Below are 16,506 nucleotides of genomic sequence, written 5' to 3' on the forward strand. Positions count from 1 at the left end.
GGTGTCCGTGCGGTCGGTTGAGTGTGGCGCAACGCGTTCGTGTCGCGTCGGGCCCAGGTTTTAAGTTGCTTAACGTCGTTCAACGCTTCATCAAATTGCTAAACGGGCGTGGAAGCGATTGTGACTGCCGCTGCCGCTTGTGTTGCTTGTTCCGCCGATTGTCCTGTCGCGGGTTCTGCTGTCGCTCCTGGCGATTGCAACACGTCCAGCGCGTCGAGAATCGCTTCGGGTGTCGCCGGTGCGCGAAGCTGCGGCGCGTTTTCCGCACCCGGCACCGCGGCCGCAACCGCGTCGCGAATCGCGAGAAACACCGAGAACGGCAGCAGCAGTGGCGGCTCGCCTACTGCCTTCGAATGGAACACGGTCGGCTCGACGTTCTGATTCTGATAAAGCCGCACATTGAACGCCGTGGGCGTATCGCTGACGGCCGGAATCTTGTAGGTCGACGGCGCGTGCGTCATCAGGCGGCCATCGCGGTTCCACCACAATTCCTCGGTGGTGAGCCAGCCCATGCCCTGAATGAAGCCACCTTCCACCTGGCCGAGATCGATCGCCGGATTGATCGATTGGCCGGCGTCGTGCAACACGTCCGCGCGCACCAGTTTCCATTCGCCGGTCAGCGTGTCGATCACCACTTCCGACACGGCCGCACCGTACGCAAAGTAATAAAACGGGTGACCGGTCAGCGTTTTTGCGTCCCAGTGCACTTTCGGCGTCGTGTAGAACCCGTCCGACCACAACTGCACGCGCGCCAGATACGCGGCGGCGACAAGTTGCTCGAATGGCATCGCACCGCCGTTCACCGACACTTCACCGCTGGCGAATTCCACTGCATCAGCGCTGCCGCCGAGTTGCTTCGCCGCGAGTGTGGCGAGCCTGTCACGAATGGTCCGCGCAGCGGCTTCGGCGGCTTTGCCGTTCAGGTCGCTGCCCGTTGAGGCGGCGGTCGCCGAGGTGTTGGCGATCTTCGACGTATCGGTCGCCGTCACGCGCACGCGGGAAAGCGGCAGGCCAAGCTGGTTCGCGACGACTTGCGCCACCTTCGTATTCAGCCCCTGGCCCATTTCGGTGCCGCCGTGATTGACGAGTACCGAACCGTCTTTGTACACGTGCACCAGCGCGCCGGCCTGATTCAGAAACGGCACGTTGAACGAGATGCCGAACTTCACCGGCGAGAACGCGAGGCCGCGTTTTAGCACCGGACTTTTTGCATTGAACGCGGCGATCGCTTCGCGGCGCGCGCGGTAGTCGCTGGTTGCAAGCAACTCATTCGTTAGCGGCGCGATGATGTTGTCGTCGACGCGCTGTCCGTACGGCGTCGTGTCGCGTTCGCCGATGCCGTAGTAGTTGGCGAGCCGCACGTCGAGCGGATCGCAGTGCAATTGACGTGCGATGCTGTCGAGCATCACTTCCATCACCAGCGCGCCTTGCGGGCCGCCGAAGCCGCGGAATGCGGTGTTCGATTGCGTGTTCGTCTTGCAGCACAGCGCGACGATGTCGACGTCGGACAGGTAGTACGCGTTGTCGAAGTGACAGACGGCACGCGTTGCGACCGCACCGGACAAGTCAGCGGAATAGCCGGCTCGCAAGGCAATTTCGACGCGCGCGCCGAGGATGCGGCCGCTATCGTCAAAGCCTGCTTCGTACTCGTAGACCGCGTCGTGGCGCTTGCCGGTGATCATGAAATCGTCGTCGCGGTCGGCGCGCAGTTTGACCGGCCGGCGCAGCAGTTTTGCCGCCAGCGATGCCACGCACGCGAACACCGCCGATTGCGATTCCTTGCCGCCGAAGCCGCCGCCCATCCGCCGGCATTCGCACACGACGTTGTGCGCCGGCCAGCCGAGCATATGCGCAACGACCTGCTGCATTTCGCTCGGATGCTGCGTCGAACTGTAGAGGAGCATGCCGTCCATTTCCTTCGGCACGGCGTAGGCGATCTGGCCTTCGAGATAAAACTGTTCCTGGCCGCCGACTTCGAATGTGCCGCGGATTTTATGCGGCGCGGCGGCGATTTTCGCATCGGGTTCGCCGCGCCTCAGATGCAGCGGCGGCAGGACGAATTGCTTATTGGCTTTCGCTTCGGCGGGAGTGAGGACGACCTCGAGCGGTTCATATCGCACGACGTCGTCGCTTTTGGCCAGCGCTGCGGCGCGCCGCGCGAGCTCATGACTCTCGGCGATCACCGCGAACACCGGTTGGCCGAGATACAGCACTTCGTCTACAGCGAGAATCGGATCGTCGTGCAGCACAGGTCCGCAATTGTTCTCGCCAGGGATGTCTTCGGCGGTCAGCACGGCGATCACGCCAGGCGCTTTTCTGACAGCGTCCAGATCGAGCGACACGATCCGCGCGTGCGCATGCCGCGACAGCCCAAGCGCTGCGTGCAGCGTGCCTTGCAATTCGGGGACGTCGTCGGTGTAGGTGGCTTCGCCGCTCACATGCAGCGCAGCCGATTCATGCGGCAAGGAGATGCCGATCGCCGTATCGCTCTCCTGAATGGCGGCGTGCTTGTCAGCCTGGTGCGCAGCATGTTCGACGAAAGCATCGGTCCGGTTCATCACGACGACTCCTTCGCAACGGCCGCGTCGGGCGCGCCGGTTTCGTACGCGAACGCATTCACGTCGAAGAGGGCGAGCGGCGCGTCATCGCGCGTTTCGAGGTGGAAGCGCCACAACACATTGCGCGCCACCTTCAGTCGATAGGCGCTCGAGGCGCGCATGTCAGTGAGCGGCTGGTAATCGGCGACGAGTGCGTTCATCGCTTGCCGCGCGGTGCTTTCGTTCCATGTTGCGCCAATCAGCGCGGCCTCGGTTTGCGCGGCGCGTTTGGGCGTCGCGGCCATGCCGCCGAACGCGATGCGGGCGTCCCTGATCGCGCCGTTTTCGCCGATGTGCAGCGCAAATGCGGCGCACACCGCGGAGATGTCCTGATCGTAACGCTTTGACACTTTGTACGTGCGGAAGCGTAAATCGCGCGCCGGGCGCGGCACGCGCAGCGCGGCGACGAATTCGCCTGCCGCGAGGGCGGTTTTCTGATAGCCGAGGTAGAACGCGTCGAGCTTCAGCGCGCGAGTTTTGGCGCCGTGGCGCAGCACGACTTCGGCGTCGAGCGCGAGCAGCGCAGGCATCGAATCACCGATTGGCGAGCCGTTCGCGACGTTGCCGCCGAGTGTGCCGGCATTGCGGATCGGCAGCGACGCAAAGCGCGTCCACAGTTCGGCCAGTTCGGGGTAATCGGCGGCGAGCGCCGCGTAGGCGTCTTCGAGCGTGACGGCGGCGCCGATCGTCAGCGTCTGCGCATCTCGTTCGATTGTCTTCAATTCGGCGACGTTGCCGATGTAGAGGATGTCGCCGAGATCGCGGAACTGCTTGGTGACCCACAGGCCGACGTCGGTGCTGCCGGCCAGGAGGCGCGCTTGCGGATGCTCGGCGCGCAATTTGGCAAACGCACCGAGCGAGACCGGTGCATGGAATGTGGGTGACCCGAACGCGGCGCCACGCGTATCGGGTGCGCTGTACTCGAAGGTGTCACGGCGTTGGATATCACGCAGCTTGTCTGCAACCGCCTTGCGGTCCAGCGTCACGCGTGGATATTGCGGATAGTCGAACATCTTCTGCGACGCATCGACGATCGGCCGGTAGCCGGTGCAGCGGCACAGATTGCCGGACAGCGCGGCGTTGATCTCATCGCGGGTGGGCAGGCCGGCGGCGGCTGGCTGGTTTTCATACAGCGCCCACATCGACATCACGAAGCCGGGGGTGCAGAAACCGCACTGCGAGCCGTGGCAATCGACCATGGCCTGTTGGACGGGGTGCAGGGCGCCGTCGGCGGCGCGCAGGTCTTCGACGGTGAAGAGGGCTTTGCCGTCCAGCGTCGGCAGGAACTGAATACAGGCGTTGACCGCTTTCAGCGCGAGTCCGCCTTGTGCATCCAGTTCGCCGATGACGACCGTGCAGGCGCCGCAGTCGCCTTCCGCGCAGCCTTCCTTGGTGCCCGTGCAATGCAAATCCTCGCGCAGGTGCTGAAGCACGGTGCGCGTCGCCGGGACGCCCGCGACCTCACGGACGGACCCCTGGTGATAAAAGCGGATGGTTTGCGTTGTCATGGCGAATCCGAAAGACAGTGCGGACCGGGCGCGCGTTACGCATGGGGTCGCGCCAAAGCCGGCCTCGCGCACGTAGATCGCCATCCAGTTCCGAAGATAGCATTACCTTGTCCCGAAAAGATTTCCCAACCCGCATGAAGCTTATTCGGAAGCAGTCATGTAATTAATACGATTCGCGCCGCGGCGGGAAGTTGCTTAAAGCGTGGCGGATCGGGGGAAAACCAGGCAGGGTGGGGCAGCGCGGAGAATGATGGAGGCCGGGTGCTGACTCGCGAGCGGCAGGAGAGAGGGGCTGGCCGAATTTACGGGGCCGGAGCGGATGTGAAAACGCCGGCCTTCGAACCGCCCTGGCAGGCGGGGCAAAGGCCGGCGTGAGGCCGGCTATTCCGGATCGGAGCGGCCGGAACAGCCGGCTCAGGCGATCCGGCGGCGATTCTTGACCAGGCTCAGCGCCAGCGGCACGAAAGCGACGACGAAAGCCACCAGCGACCAAGTCGGCAGCGACAGGCCGAGAATAGGCGGATAGGCCGTTTCGCAGAGGCCTGCCACCTTGAAGACGCCGGGCAGCCACTGCGCGGGCGGCAAGCTGTCGACCACCGGCTGCAGCGCGTCAAAGCCGCAGCTGAAGCCCGGATTGGCCTGCACATACACGTGCCGCGCGGCAGTCACGATGCCGCCCAGAGCTGACAGGGCCGCCAGCACTTCCAGCAGCCGCACGCCGCGCCAGCTGTTAAAGCGTGCGCCGAGGAATGCAAAAATCGCGATCAGCAGGAAGAAATAGCGCTGGATGATGCACAGCGGGCACGGGTCTTCGTGCAAGCCGTATTGCAGATACAACGCGCCGGCGACGAGGCCGACGCAGATCAGGCCAAGCAGAACCAGCAGGGAGCGCTCGCGGCGCAGCATCGCATTGTCGTTATTCATGGGTCGTGTGGCTGTCTGGAAACGGAAAGGGCAGGTGCCCGCGATTCTAGCGCGAACCCCCGCCCTGGCGCTTATCACGCTTTTAAGGCGCAATCCTCGCTCGGCGTCTGCTCCGTGTCCCGTTTAGCGCCCCACTCAGCGAATCGCGGTGAGCACCGCCTCAGCGCCGCGGCCGATGGCCAGCAAGGCGTCGTCGGTGTGCGGTGCGCCTGCCAGCATCAGGCCGACGGGCGCGTCGCCGCGCAGATGGCAAGGCAGCGACAGCGCGCAGGTGTCGAGGAAGTTGAACACGCTCGGGTTGCGCAGGATCAGCGCGTTGGTGCGGCCAAATGCTTCATCGTCGTCGATCAGGTCGGCTACGCGCGGCGGGACCACCGGCACGGTCGGTGCGACGACCGCGTCGAAACGCTGCCACAGCGTGCGCGCGGCTTCGTCGAGCATGGCCTGGCGCTCGGCGAGCAGGTCCAGATAGTCGACGGCGCTGGCAGGCTGGCCTTTCAGGATGCGCACCAGCACGCGCGGATCGTATTGATCGCGGTGCTTTTCCAGCAGCGGACGGTGCCATGCATAGGCTTCGATCGGCGAAAAGCCGAAGCGGTTGATCTCGGGCAGACGGTCGAGCGGCGCGAAGCGCACTTCCGTGACGATCGCACCGGCCGCTTCCAGATGCTTGAGGGCAGTATCGATCGCGGCGGCGACTGCCGGCTCGACGCCGTCGGTCACGAAATTGGTCAATACGCCAAGGCGCACGCCTTCGAGTGGCCGGGCCGCCGGAATGCGCGGCTCGAGCCCGGCCAGCATGCGGTCGACCAGCGCGCAGCACGCCACCGAGACGCCGATCGGCCCGAACGAATCCAGCGTGGACGAAAGCGGTATGCCACCTTGCTTCGGAATACGATCAGCGGTCGGCTTGAAGCCCGTCAGGCCGCACAGCGCAGCCGGGATGCGAATCGAACCGCCGGTATCGGTGCCGAGCGCGACGGCGGCCATGCCGTCTGCGACCGACGCCGCCGCCCCCGACGACGAACCGCCCGAAATCCGCTCGTCGCCTTTCACGCCGCGCTGATACGGCGACAGCGGATGTCCGTAGTGCGGGTTCAGGCCGAGCCCGGAAAACGCGAACTCGCTCATGTTGGTACGCCCGACGATCACCGCGCCCGCCCGTTTCAGGCGCGCAACCGCGACCGCGTCCGCCTTGGCGGCGGGCGCGTCGGCCAGCACCACGGAACCCGCTCGGGTCGGCTGGCCTTCGATATCGAACAGATCTTTGACCGACACCGGAATCCCGGCGAGCGGCGAGAGCACGGTGCCGGCGGCGCGCAGGCGGTCGTGCGCATCGGCGGCGGCGCGGGCGCTGTCGGCGTCGACGTGCATGAAAGCGACCGCACCCTGGCCCGCCGGATCGGCGATCCGTTCGAGCGCGGTTTCAACGAGCGCGCGGCTGGTGGTGCGGCCCGCGGCGAGGTCGGCGGCAAGCTGGGCTAGCGGCGGGAAGGGCGTGAATTCGGTGGCCATGATGTCGGGAAGGACCAGGTTAGATGCGCGGTTAAATGCGCGGTTAGCTTGAGTTCACTTTGTAGCGGGTTCCCGCTGACTGCGCAGCCGGGCCCGCGTTCGGGGTCAGTCAAATCCGGTTGAATAATGTCGCGCGGAACGCTTCGATATGCTTTTGCACCGATTGGCGGGCGCCTTCGGCATCGCGTTCGCGCAGCAGGCGAAACAGCTCCAGATGTTCTTCGTGGACGTCTTCGAGATGATGCGGCTCGGACAGAGAAATGAACCAGAAGCGTAGCGAGCGTTCATGCAGCCCACGCAGAATGTCGGCCAGCACCGGGTTGCGCGACGCCGCCGAAATCGCCAGATGAAACTCGCGGTCGATATCCATCATGCCCTCGATATCATGCGCGGCGACGCACACCGACGAGCGGTCCAGCAAGGCCTGCATCGCGTCGAAATCGTGTTGCTGCGCATGGCGCGCGGCCAGCTCGACGCAGTAGCTTTCGTTGACGAGCCGCACGTCGATGATCGCCAGCACGTCGTCGAGCGAAACCGGCCGGACCATGATGCCCTTTCTCGGCATGATGGTGAGCATGCCTTCGTGCACCAGCCGGTGCAGCGCCTGATGTACCGGTGTTCTGCCGATGCCCGTCAGCACCATCAATTCCGCTTCGTTGAGCACCTCGCTCGGCCGCAAACGCATCGTGATGATCTCGCGCTTGACGAAGGCATAGGCCTGCTCGGCGAGACTCGCCGAGGCGGTTTCGCGGGGGGCACTGGAACGGCGGGCAGTCTGCAAAAGCGTCATGTGAAGAAGGTGCGGGCGGTGTCGTCCGCATTGTAGAGCAAGGTTTTGCGCGGACGGCGCCGGGTGGACGGTTGCTCACCCGGCGCCGTTTGCGCATGACGCGTGCTTGGTTCTCACACGTCACAGCAATCACGGAAATCCTGGCGTGTCAGGCGCTCCTCGGCGTCACCGCCGCGGCATGCTGCACCTTGACGCGCGGCATCATCAACGTGACCAGCCCGCCGACGATCAATGCTCCCGCGATCAGCACCAGCCCGAAGGTCACGCTATGCGTCGCATCCTTCACGATGCCGAGCACATACGGGCTCACATAGCCGGCCAGATTCGCAATCGAGTTGATCACGGCGATGCCGGCCACGGCCGCGGTGCCTTGCAGGAACGTAGTGGACATCGACCAGAAGATGCCGAAGCCCGCCAGAATGCCGATATAGGCGATCGACAAACCGGTGACGGCGAGCGGAATCGAGTTGGTCACCGAGGCGCTGCCGAGCAGGCCCGCCGCGCCGATGAAGCAGCATACGGCGTAATGCCAGCGTCGTTCGCCCGTGATATCCGACGAGCGGCCGATCAGGATCATGCCGATGCCCGCCGCGAGATAGGGAATCGCGGTGACGAAGCCGTTCGTGACGAGATTCGTGACGCCGAGGTCCTTGACGATCTGCGGCAGCCAGAACGAAAAACCCGCATTGCCGGTGACGAGGCAGAAGTAGATCAGCGTCAGCAGCCAGAAGCGGCCCGAGCGCAACGCAACCGCCAGGCTCTGTTCGGCGCCGGCCGCTGCCGCCGCCGTGTTTTCGCGCGAGAGGCGGCCGAGGATCACGCGCTTTTCGTCGTCGGTGAGCCAGGCGGCTTCGCCGGGCGTGTTGCGCAACACGGCGAGCGCCCAGAAGCCGGCGAGGATCGACGGAATTCCTTCGATCAGGAACATCCACTGCCAGCCGCGCAAGCCGTGCGCTTCATGCAGCGCCGACATCAGAAAGCCCGACAACGGCGCGCCGATGATCCCTGCCACCGGAATTGCCGCCATGAACACGGCGACCATCCGCGCGCGCCGGTCGGACGGAAACCAGAAGGTCAGATACAGCACCACGCCCGGCACCAGCCCGGCCTCGGCGACGCCGAGGAAAAAGCGCAGCACGTAGAACATCGTTTCCGAGCGTACGAACATCATCAGACACGACAGCAGCCCCCACAGCATCGTGATGCGGGCGATGGTGGCGCGCGCGCCGAACTTCTTCAACAGCAGATTGCTCGGCACTTCGAACACGAAATAGCCGAAGAAAAAGATCCCCGCGCCGAGTCCGTACGCCGCGTTCGAAAGGCCGAGGTCGCCGGTGAACTGCAGCTTCGCGTAACCGATGTTGACGCGGTCCAGGTACGACAACACGTAGACGAGAAACAGGAACGGCATGATGCGCCAGGTGATCTTGCGCAGAGCGGCGGCTTCGAGCCACGCGTCGGAAGACGCATCGGCGTCGGCGGATAGCGAAGGGGGATTCATGGGTGCCTCATTCGACGATAGGTAACGCGTGCACGCGATAGGCGTGGCGCAGTGTGCGGTTCAGGACGGGGTCGTGCAGTTCGAGTTCGAGCGCGTCGCCGTCGGCCATCCCGACGATGCCACCTTGTACCGCCAGCGTGCCGCAGAACATCGCGGCGCCTTCTGCCACGGGTGCGCGTTCCAGCAGATCGGCGGCCGGCAGCAGCGACGCGACGCTGCCTTGCTGATAGACGCGCCGCTCGCCGTTCTTTATCACCGCGAAGGCGCGCAGTTCGAGTTGATCCCAGTGACCGGCGACATCGTCGAAACGCCATGCGTCGCGTGCGACCGGTTTCGGGCAGACCTGTTTGGAGACGGTGACGCCGTAGGCCTCGACTTCGCGGTCGGTATGGTCGGAGCCGACGGTGACGAGTAGCCCCGCCTTCGAGCGCACCAGCACGCACTCGGCTTCACCGCTGGACTTCACGCCGACCACGTCGATCAGTTCGGCCTGCGTCAGCAGTTCGGCGCCGAGGCGATAGAAGCAGGGCGTGGTCGACGGCCGCTTCACGCCGAGTTCCGCCAGCTCGGCGATGTGATGCTCGATCGCCGCCTGATCGCGCCCGGCCCAGCCGGCGATCGTCAGACGATTCACTTCGACGATATCGGCGCGACTGTCGCCGGAACGATCTACAACATTGAAGGACACCTGCATCACTCGACTCCCAAGAAAATATGCGGCAAATATTATTGTGATATTTCACAGGTGTCCAGCGTGTCAAAAAAGTCTCGGGTCAACGGCCCCGCCGTAAGGTTAGCGATCCGGCCAACCCCACGTCCTTTCGGCTTTTGCGCGATTTGGTGCGCCGCACGAGTACGTTACACTGCGTTTTTGAGACATTACTTTTTGTAAGGGACATATCCATGCATCACGGCATCGGCTTCATTCAGGATCTGGCGGTCGTGATGGCGCTCGCCGGCGTCGTCACCGTGCTGTTCCATCGCCTGAAGCAGCCGGTGGTGCTGGGCTACATCGCGGCGGGCGTGATCATCGGGCCGTACACGCCGCCGTTCCAACTGATCCACGACGAGCAGACCATCCAGACGCTCGGTGAACTCGGCGTGGTGTTCCTGATGTTTTCGCTCGGACTCGAATTCAGCCTGCGCAAGCTGTTCAAGGTCGGCGCGACGGCGATCGTCGCGGCGCTCTCCGAAATCGTGCTGATGCTATGGATCGGCTACGAGATTGGCAGCGCGTTCGGCTGGAGTTCGATGGACTCGCTGTTCCTCGGCGCGATTCTCGCGATCTCGTCGACGACCATCATCGTCAAGGCGCTCTCCGAACTGGGCCTGAAGCGCGAGAGCTTCGCGCAACTGGTGTTCGGGATTCTGATCGTCGAGGATATTCTCGCCATCGCGATGCTGGTGCTGCTCTCCGGCATCGCGCAGACAGGGCAGTTGAGCGCGGGCGTCGCCGTCGTGACACTTGGCAAGTTGTTGCTCTTCATGACGGTGTCGTTGGTGGTGGGCATTCTGCTCGTGCCGCGCGCGTTGAACTACGTGGCGCGCGCCAAGAGCGACGAGATGCTACTGGTCTCGGTGCTCGGCTTCTGCTTCGGCTTCTGTCTGCTGGTGGTGAAGCTCGATTACAGCATTGCGCTCGGCGCGTTCCTGATCGGCGCGATCATGGCCGAGTCGCGCCATCTGCATCGGATCGAGCACCTGATCGCGCCGCTGCGCGACGCCTTTTCCGCGATCTTCTTCGTGACGATCGGCCTGATGCTGAACCCGGCCGTGTTGGTCGACTATGCCTGGCCGATTGCGGTGATTACGGTGGCGGTGATCATCGGCAAGATCGTGTCGTGCGGGCTCGGCACTTTTCTCGCAGGCAAAGATGGGCGCACGGCGATGCGGGTCGGCATGACCGTTTCGCAGATCGGCGAGTTCTCGTTCATCATCGCGTCGCTCGGTTTGACCTTGAAGGTGACGAGCGCGTTTCTGTATCCGATCGCGGTGGCCGTCTCCGCGTTGACCACGCTTTTCACGCCTTACCTGATTCGTGCCGCCGATCCGCTGACGCAGCGTCTCGGGCAGGCGATGCCACGCACGCTAGTCAACGTGTTCGGCATGTACGGGCAATGGCTGCGTAGTTTGAGTACCGGAACCGGCGAGCCGACGTTGTTCGGTATGACGCGGCGGATCGTTTTGCAGATCGCCGTCAATCTCGCGCTGGTCGCGGCGATTTTCCTGATCGTGTCGTATAGCGCGCCTCACACCAGCACCTTGCTCGCGCACTGGATGAGCTCCGAGCCGATGCAGCGCGTCGTGTTATGGAGCATCGCGCTGGTGCTGTCGATGCCGTTCCTGGTCGCGGTCTATCGCAAGACCAAGTCGCTCGCGTTGCTGCTCGCCGAGGTGAGCGTGCAGCCGGCGACAGCGGGGCGCTTCACCAGCGCGATTCGTTACGCGATCTCCGATCTGGTGCCGGTGGTCTCGATGGTCGGCGTGTTTTTGCTGGTCGCGGCGCTCTCCAGCAGCATCTTGCCGCCGACGGGCCTCCTGACCGTCGTGCTGGTGTGCGCTGCGCTACTGTTGGCGCTGGTGTGGCGCTGGTGTGTGAAAATCCACGCCGCGATGCAGATCGCCCTGCGCGAAACGTTCGAAGAACAGCCGGATCCTTGAGTTAGACGACCTGCGTCCTGAATCGCAACAATGTGAGCAATTGTGTGCGGGTTTGCCGGGCTTGCCGTGCTAGAGGATAATCAGGGCATATTCATTCGTTCGCGTGGAAGGCGCCTGTCTGACTGTCATGAGCGAAAACAAACCTGAAAACGCCGGTAAGCCCGGCAGCCCTTCGTCGCCTTCGGCGACGCCAACGCCCTCGACGTCGTCAACACCGTCCGGCGCAACTCCCGGCGCGTCGAAGTCCGACGTCTTGCCGCCTGAACCGGCGGCCACGTTACCGCTTTCCCACGAAGATTCCATCCAGTCGCCGATCAAGGACGTGGTCACGCCGTCGGCTGCATCGCCGGCTGCCGAGGAGGCCGCGGCGAGGTCGTCGACCGACGACCCTGACAGCGCATCCACCGTCACCCCCACCGATGCGCAAACGGCGCGGCAACGCGACGCGGCTGAAGCACGCAGTTCAGCGGCTGCATCGACTGCTCAGCAGGAGGCCGAGGTTCACGAGCGCGCGGCACGCAAGGCGGGACAGGTCTACAAGAGTCCCGTTACACGCCCCAGCACGCTCGGGAGCAGCGAACCGCTCGCCGGTGAATTGAGCGCTCCGGCCGACGAAGCTGCCCTCACCGCAAACGAGGAGAAAGCGGAAGACGCGGCCGCTGGCGCCCGTCGAGCCGGCTCGCCGCCGCCGGGTTTCGGCGCCGCGCCTGACTTCACCGCAACGAACCCGCCGCCGCCGAATGCGTTGCCGCCTTCGCCGCCGCGCTATCTGAAGCAAAGCGATTCGGCGTGGACCGTGTTCGGCCGCATCATCGCGGCGCGCGCGCGTCAGCTGTTCGATCGCGCGGGCCAACGGATCACGCAGCGCACGCTGCGCATCGGCGTGTCGGCGCGTATCTTTCACCCGGAACCGGGCGCGAAGGGACTGCGGGGGAAGACGCTGCAATACCTCGAGGAATCGATTGCGCACTGGGTGATGTCGCGCGATGTGCTGGTGTTCATGATTCCGACGGTCGGCCATCAGGGCATGCTGCATCCGAGCAATATCCGTTTGCGCGACTACGCGAAGCATCTCGACGGTCTGCTGCTGCAAGGCGGCGCGGACGTCTCGCCGCAATCGTACGCAGAACAGGCGACGAGTCCCGAGTGGCCGGGCGACCGCGTGCGCGACATGTACGAACTTGAGCTGCTGCATGAGTTCATCGAGTCGGGCAAGCCGGTGCTCGGCGTGTGCCGTGGTTGCCAGTTGATCAACGTGGCGTTCGGCGGCACCTTGTATCAGGACATCGCCACTGATGTGCCGACTGCCGGCGCGCACGTCAACGAGAACTACGATCAGCATCGGCACAGCATTCATTTCCCGGATGGCTCGACGCTGGCCAATATGTTCCCGGGCCGGCGCGAGGCGATCGTCAACTCGATTCACCATCAGGCGGTCAAGACCATTGGCCGCGATCTGAATATCGAGGCGGTGTCGGCGTCGGACGGCATCATCGAGGCTGTGCGCTATCGGCGTGCGCCGTTTGTGATGGGCGTGCAGTGGCACCCGGAGTTTCATCGCGCGGGTGGTCCGGAGCTGCTCGATTGCACGCCGTTGCTCGATACCTTCCTGCGGGTGGCGCGCGAAACGCGGTTTTAAGGGCTTGCCTTTAAGCTGCGCTTTCGAGTTTCGAGTCTGGTCTTTCAAGCACGATTGTCACGGGCCGCTGCCATGTTTGGCGGCGGCTCGTTATCACGCTACCTATCTCCATATTTCTGCACTTCTTCATGTTGGATTCGCGCGAACGCCATGCAGATTGGGAAACGTCTGCACGACGTCATGCGCGAGTCAAATCGTTGCGTTTTTGTCTTATCTGAAATCTTTTATTTCGCGACGGATACGTCCATCCAGCCAAATCATTCGTTATCGATTTATCTCGATTTAAAGTCCGTCAGCGAGGCACTTGAATGCTTCGCTTAGTAGCTAATCCGCGCGATAATCCAAGGCTGTTTTGGATTTGCATGGAGCATGCACGTATGAAGTACCCCTTAATTGTACGGCGCGCCATGTTGCTCGCGGCCTCGTGTGCGCTGTTGCAGCATGGTGGTTTCGTACTGGCAGCGCAAAGCGACGAAACCGCGCCTCTCGTCGGCACGCGGCCGGCCATCAACACGCTCACGCCGCAACCGGTCGCTGCTGCGCTGCGTAGCGCAGCATCCGCCACACCGGCTAACGTCAGCGATGCGCAAGGCAACGTCGCCGAACTGATGCAGATGATTCACGAAGCGAAGCTGAGCGAATTGCGCACCACATATAACGGCAGCTACGGCGCGAGTCTGTTTTTCTATCCGCAGGAAATGACGTACTACGTCGCGCTTTTTCAGGACAAACATTTCTGGCGCGTAATCAAGTCGGAAGACGTAGGCCGTGCCGAAGCGGTCTATGCAGGTTTCGTCCAGCAGACGGCGCAACTCGCGGACGTCGAGATTCGCCGTACGCAGTTGCGGGCGCAGAAGGCGTATATCGAAGACATCATCGCGTTATCGGAAGAACGCGCGAAGCGCTTGCAGGCCGATCTCGATGTCGCGCGCACGCAGCAGGCCAAGGTCAACGACTACCAGCGGCAGGCGCAAGGCGAGGCGGCGGCGCTGCGCGCGGAAAAGGAAAAGGCACAGGCGCAGTTGCGTCAGGTACAGGGCGAAGTGATGCAGTTGCAGCGGCAAACCGAGTTCGGATTGCCGACACAGAAGTAGGCGTAAGAGCGTAAAAAAGCCCGGCCATGAAGGGCCGGGCTCAGACCGCTGATCAACCCCACGTTTTTCGGAGCGTGGGGTTTTGTTTTTTTGCGCCCCGCGTTGGATGACGATCAAACCAGGCGCACGTACCTCATCGATCCAGCCGGTACACATAGCGCAACGCAGTAATATCCACGCCGCCCATATGATCCGGTTCGGCGCCGACGAACTGCCAGCCTTGCCGTTCATAAAAGCCGATCGCCGGTGTGTTGCCTTCGAGCACGTAGAGATACAACTGCGTTTCGCCTTGCGCGCGCGCCCAGTCTTCGGCAGCACGCATCAACAGCTTGCCAGCGCCGATGCCCTGGTGCCCAGGCAGCGCATGCAGGTTGTCGAGCAGGACACCCCACGCGGACTCCGGCTGTCGTTCGACGCAGACAAAACCGATCGGCTCGTCCGCGAGCTCGGCGATCAGCACGATGCGGCGTTCGCCGCCCGGTGCGCGCAGGCGCGCTTCCCAATAGGCGGCGCGCTCCCGCGTCACCTCGCCGTCGAGGAACGCGTCCGGCAGCAGGCCGCGATAGGTCGCCTGCCAGCTGGCGCTATGAATCGAGGCGATCAGCGCCGCATCCGCGAGGGTCGCAGGGCGCAGTGAAAGTGCGTGGGAGGTTTGCATCGGGATGGTGGTCAACGGGAATGGCCTGTCTGCGAAAAGTCTACCGCAAGGGTGAGCAGATGTTGACTGTAATGAAAATGTATGGAATACGCGACAGCGCCAGGAACGGTAACATTACGTGTTGCGGGTTCCCGGTATTTCACAACGTTTACCCTGATACCATGCAAATGTGTTCAGCATGAAAATGCAGCGCCCCCGGCGCGTTCTAATAATTGAGTTGCCCGCGGCATCCGCTTGCCGAACGCAGTGGATCGTTTCAACTGCCTGAGCGCCGCCCGTCTGCGTGGCGACAGGCTTATCAGAGAATGTCATGTCTACTGCGTCACACGCCACTTCCTCATCCGAAGAATCCAAGTTCAAGACAGTTTTCCGCGTGGTCAGCGGCAACTTTCTTGAGATGTACGACTTCATGGTCTACGGCTATTACGCGTCCGCGATTGCCAAGACCTATTTCCCGAGCGGTAACGAATTTGCCTCGCTGATGCTGTCGCTGTCGGTATTCGGCGCGGGCTTCCTGATGCGGCCGCTTGGCGCAATCGTGCTGGGTGCTTACATCGACCATCACGGCCGGCGCAAAGGCCTGATCCTCACTCTCGGCCTGATGGCGCTCGGTACCCTCACGGTCGCGTCGATACCAGGCTACGCGACCATCGGCGTGCTAGCGCCCGTGTTAGTGCTGGGCGGCCGGCTGCTGCAAGGCTTCTCCGCCGGGGTCGAACTGGGCGGCGTGTCGGTCTATCTGTCGGAGATCGCCACTAAGGGCAACAAGGGCTTCTATTGCGCATGGCAGTCGGGCAGCCAGCAGGTTGCCGTGGTGTTCGCCGCGTTGATCGGCGTGGTGCTCAACAAGGTGCTGCCGGCTGACCAGATGACCGCCTGGGGCTGGCGCGTGCCGTTCCTGATCGGCTGCCTGATCGTGCCGTTCCTGTTCCTGATCCGTCGTTCGTTGCAGGAAACCGAGGAGTTCAAGGCGCGCAAGCATCGTCCGAGCATGGGCGAGATCATGAAGACGATGGCCGCGAACTGGGGCATCGTGCTGGGCGGTATGGGCATGGTCATCATGACCACCGTGTCGTTCTACATGATCACGGCCTACACGCCGACCTTCGGCAAGGAAGTGCTGAAGCTGTCGTCGATCGATACGCTCGTCGTCACCGTCTGTATCGGTTTGTCAAACCTGATCTGGCTGCCGCTCGCGGGCGCGTTGTCGGATCGCGTCGGCCGCCGTCCGGTGCTGATCGCCTTCACGATCCTGACGATCATCACCGCATACCCGGCACTGCAATGGCTGGTCGCCGACCCGTCGTTCGCTCGCCTTCTGGCAGTCGAGCTGTGGCTGTCGTTCCTGTACGGCAGCTACAACGGGGCGATGGTGGTGGCGCTGACCGAAGTGATGCCGGTCGAAGTGCGGACCGCCGGCTTCTCGCTGGCCTACAGCCTGGCTACGACGATCGGTGGCTTCACGCCGGCCATCTCCACGTTGCTCATTCACACTACTGGTAACAAGGCCGCGCCTGGCCTGTTCCTGGGCGTGGCGGCCATTTGCGGACTGATCGCGACGCTGGTGCTGTATCGCACGCCGGAGTCGCGCAATCAGTATCGCGCGGCTTAAGCGTCAC

Annotated in this window: 12 protein-coding genes; 4 read left to right on the top strand and 8 right to left on the bottom strand. The window is 63.3% G+C overall.

Features of this window, described 5'->3' with window-relative positions; translation table 11 throughout:
• Positions 1-98: 98 nt before the first annotated feature.
• The 7 genes from xdhB to KHO30_RS21040 all read right to left on the bottom strand — a co-directional run bounded on the left by xdhB (position 99) and on the right by KHO30_RS21040 (position 9,529).
• On the bottom strand, positions 99-2,558 hold the full coding sequence (gene xdhB / locus KHO30_RS21010; protein ID WP_211702143.1) for a xanthine dehydrogenase molybdopterin binding subunit: 2,460 nt from the start codon (positions 2,556-2,558) through the stop codon (positions 99-101).
• The gene (gene xdhA, locus KHO30_RS21015; protein WP_211702144.1) at positions 2,558-4,105 is read right to left on the bottom strand and encodes a xanthine dehydrogenase small subunit; all 1,548 of its coding nucleotides are present in this window, start codon (positions 4,103-4,105) and stop codon (positions 2,558-2,560) included. Before xdhA ends, xdhB begins: the two co-directional genes overlap by 1 nt.
• Positions 4,106-4,519: 414 nt before the next feature.
• The gene (locus KHO30_RS21020) at positions 4,520-5,029 is read right to left on the bottom strand and encodes a disulfide bond formation protein B (RefSeq protein WP_097390115.1); all 510 of its coding nucleotides are present in this window, start codon (positions 5,027-5,029) and stop codon (positions 4,520-4,522) included.
• 135 nt (positions 5,030-5,164) lie between these two features.
• Positions 5,165-6,544, bottom strand: a complete 1,380-nt coding sequence (locus tag KHO30_RS21025; RefSeq protein ID WP_211702147.1) for an amidase — start codon at positions 6,542-6,544, stop codon at positions 5,165-5,167.
• A 109-nt stretch (positions 6,545-6,653) separates the two neighbouring features.
• Positions 6,654-7,334, bottom strand: a complete 681-nt coding sequence (locus KHO30_RS21030) for a GntR family transcriptional regulator (RefSeq protein ID WP_054037259.1) — start codon at positions 7,332-7,334, stop codon at positions 6,654-6,656.
• A gap of 148 nt (positions 7,335-7,482) precedes the next feature.
• Positions 7,483-8,835 carry an MFS transporter gene (locus tag KHO30_RS21035; protein WP_211702150.1) on the bottom strand — a complete coding sequence of 451 codons (1,353 nt, stop codon included), beginning with the start codon at positions 8,833-8,835 and terminating at the stop codon, positions 7,483-7,485.
• Positions 8,836-8,842: 7 nt separating this feature from the next.
• Positions 8,843-9,529, bottom strand: a complete 687-nt coding sequence (locus KHO30_RS21040; RefSeq protein ID WP_372450303.1) for a DUF2848 domain-containing protein — start codon at positions 9,527-9,529, stop codon at positions 8,843-8,845.
• Between the two features lie 209 nt (positions 9,530-9,738).
• Here KHO30_RS21040 and KHO30_RS21045 point away from each other — a divergent pair, with 209 nt between their 5' ends.
• The 3 genes from KHO30_RS21045 to KHO30_RS21055 all read left to right on the top strand — a co-directional run bounded on the left by KHO30_RS21045 (position 9,739) and on the right by KHO30_RS21055 (position 14,229).
• Complete coding sequence (locus tag KHO30_RS21045) at positions 9,739-11,496, top strand: cation:proton antiporter (protein WP_093639165.1); 1,758 nt, start codon at positions 9,739-9,741, stop codon at positions 11,494-11,496.
• Positions 11,497-11,623: 127 nt separating this feature from the next.
• Positions 11,624-13,135 carry a gamma-glutamyl-gamma-aminobutyrate hydrolase family protein gene (locus tag KHO30_RS21050; RefSeq protein ID WP_211702155.1) on the top strand — a complete coding sequence of 504 codons (1,512 nt, stop codon included), beginning with the start codon at positions 11,624-11,626 and terminating at the stop codon, positions 13,133-13,135.
• Between the two features lie 377 nt (positions 13,136-13,512).
• Positions 13,513-14,229: a DUF2968 domain-containing protein gene (locus KHO30_RS21055; RefSeq protein ID WP_211702158.1), complete on the top strand. Its 717-nt coding sequence runs from the start codon at positions 13,513-13,515 to the stop codon at positions 14,227-14,229.
• 133 nt (positions 14,230-14,362) lie between these two features.
• Here the strand turns inward: KHO30_RS21055 and KHO30_RS21060 are convergent, their stop codons facing one another.
• Positions 14,363-14,887, bottom strand: coding sequence for a GNAT family N-acetyltransferase (locus KHO30_RS21060; RefSeq protein ID WP_093639174.1), 525 nt, complete (start codon positions 14,885-14,887; stop codon positions 14,363-14,365).
• 310 nt (positions 14,888-15,197) lie between these two features.
• Between KHO30_RS21060 and tcuC the strand changes: the two genes are divergently transcribed.
• Positions 15,198-16,499: an MFS transporter gene (gene tcuC / locus KHO30_RS21065; protein ID WP_093639177.1), complete on the top strand. Its 1,302-nt coding sequence runs from the start codon at positions 15,198-15,200 to the stop codon at positions 16,497-16,499.
• Positions 16,500-16,506: the final 7 nt, after the last annotated feature.

The sequence above is a fragment of the Paraburkholderia aspalathi genome, assembly GCF_905220735.1.
In the GTDB taxonomy this organism is placed as follows: domain Bacteria; phylum Pseudomonadota; class Gammaproteobacteria; order Burkholderiales; family Burkholderiaceae; genus Paraburkholderia; species Paraburkholderia aspalathi.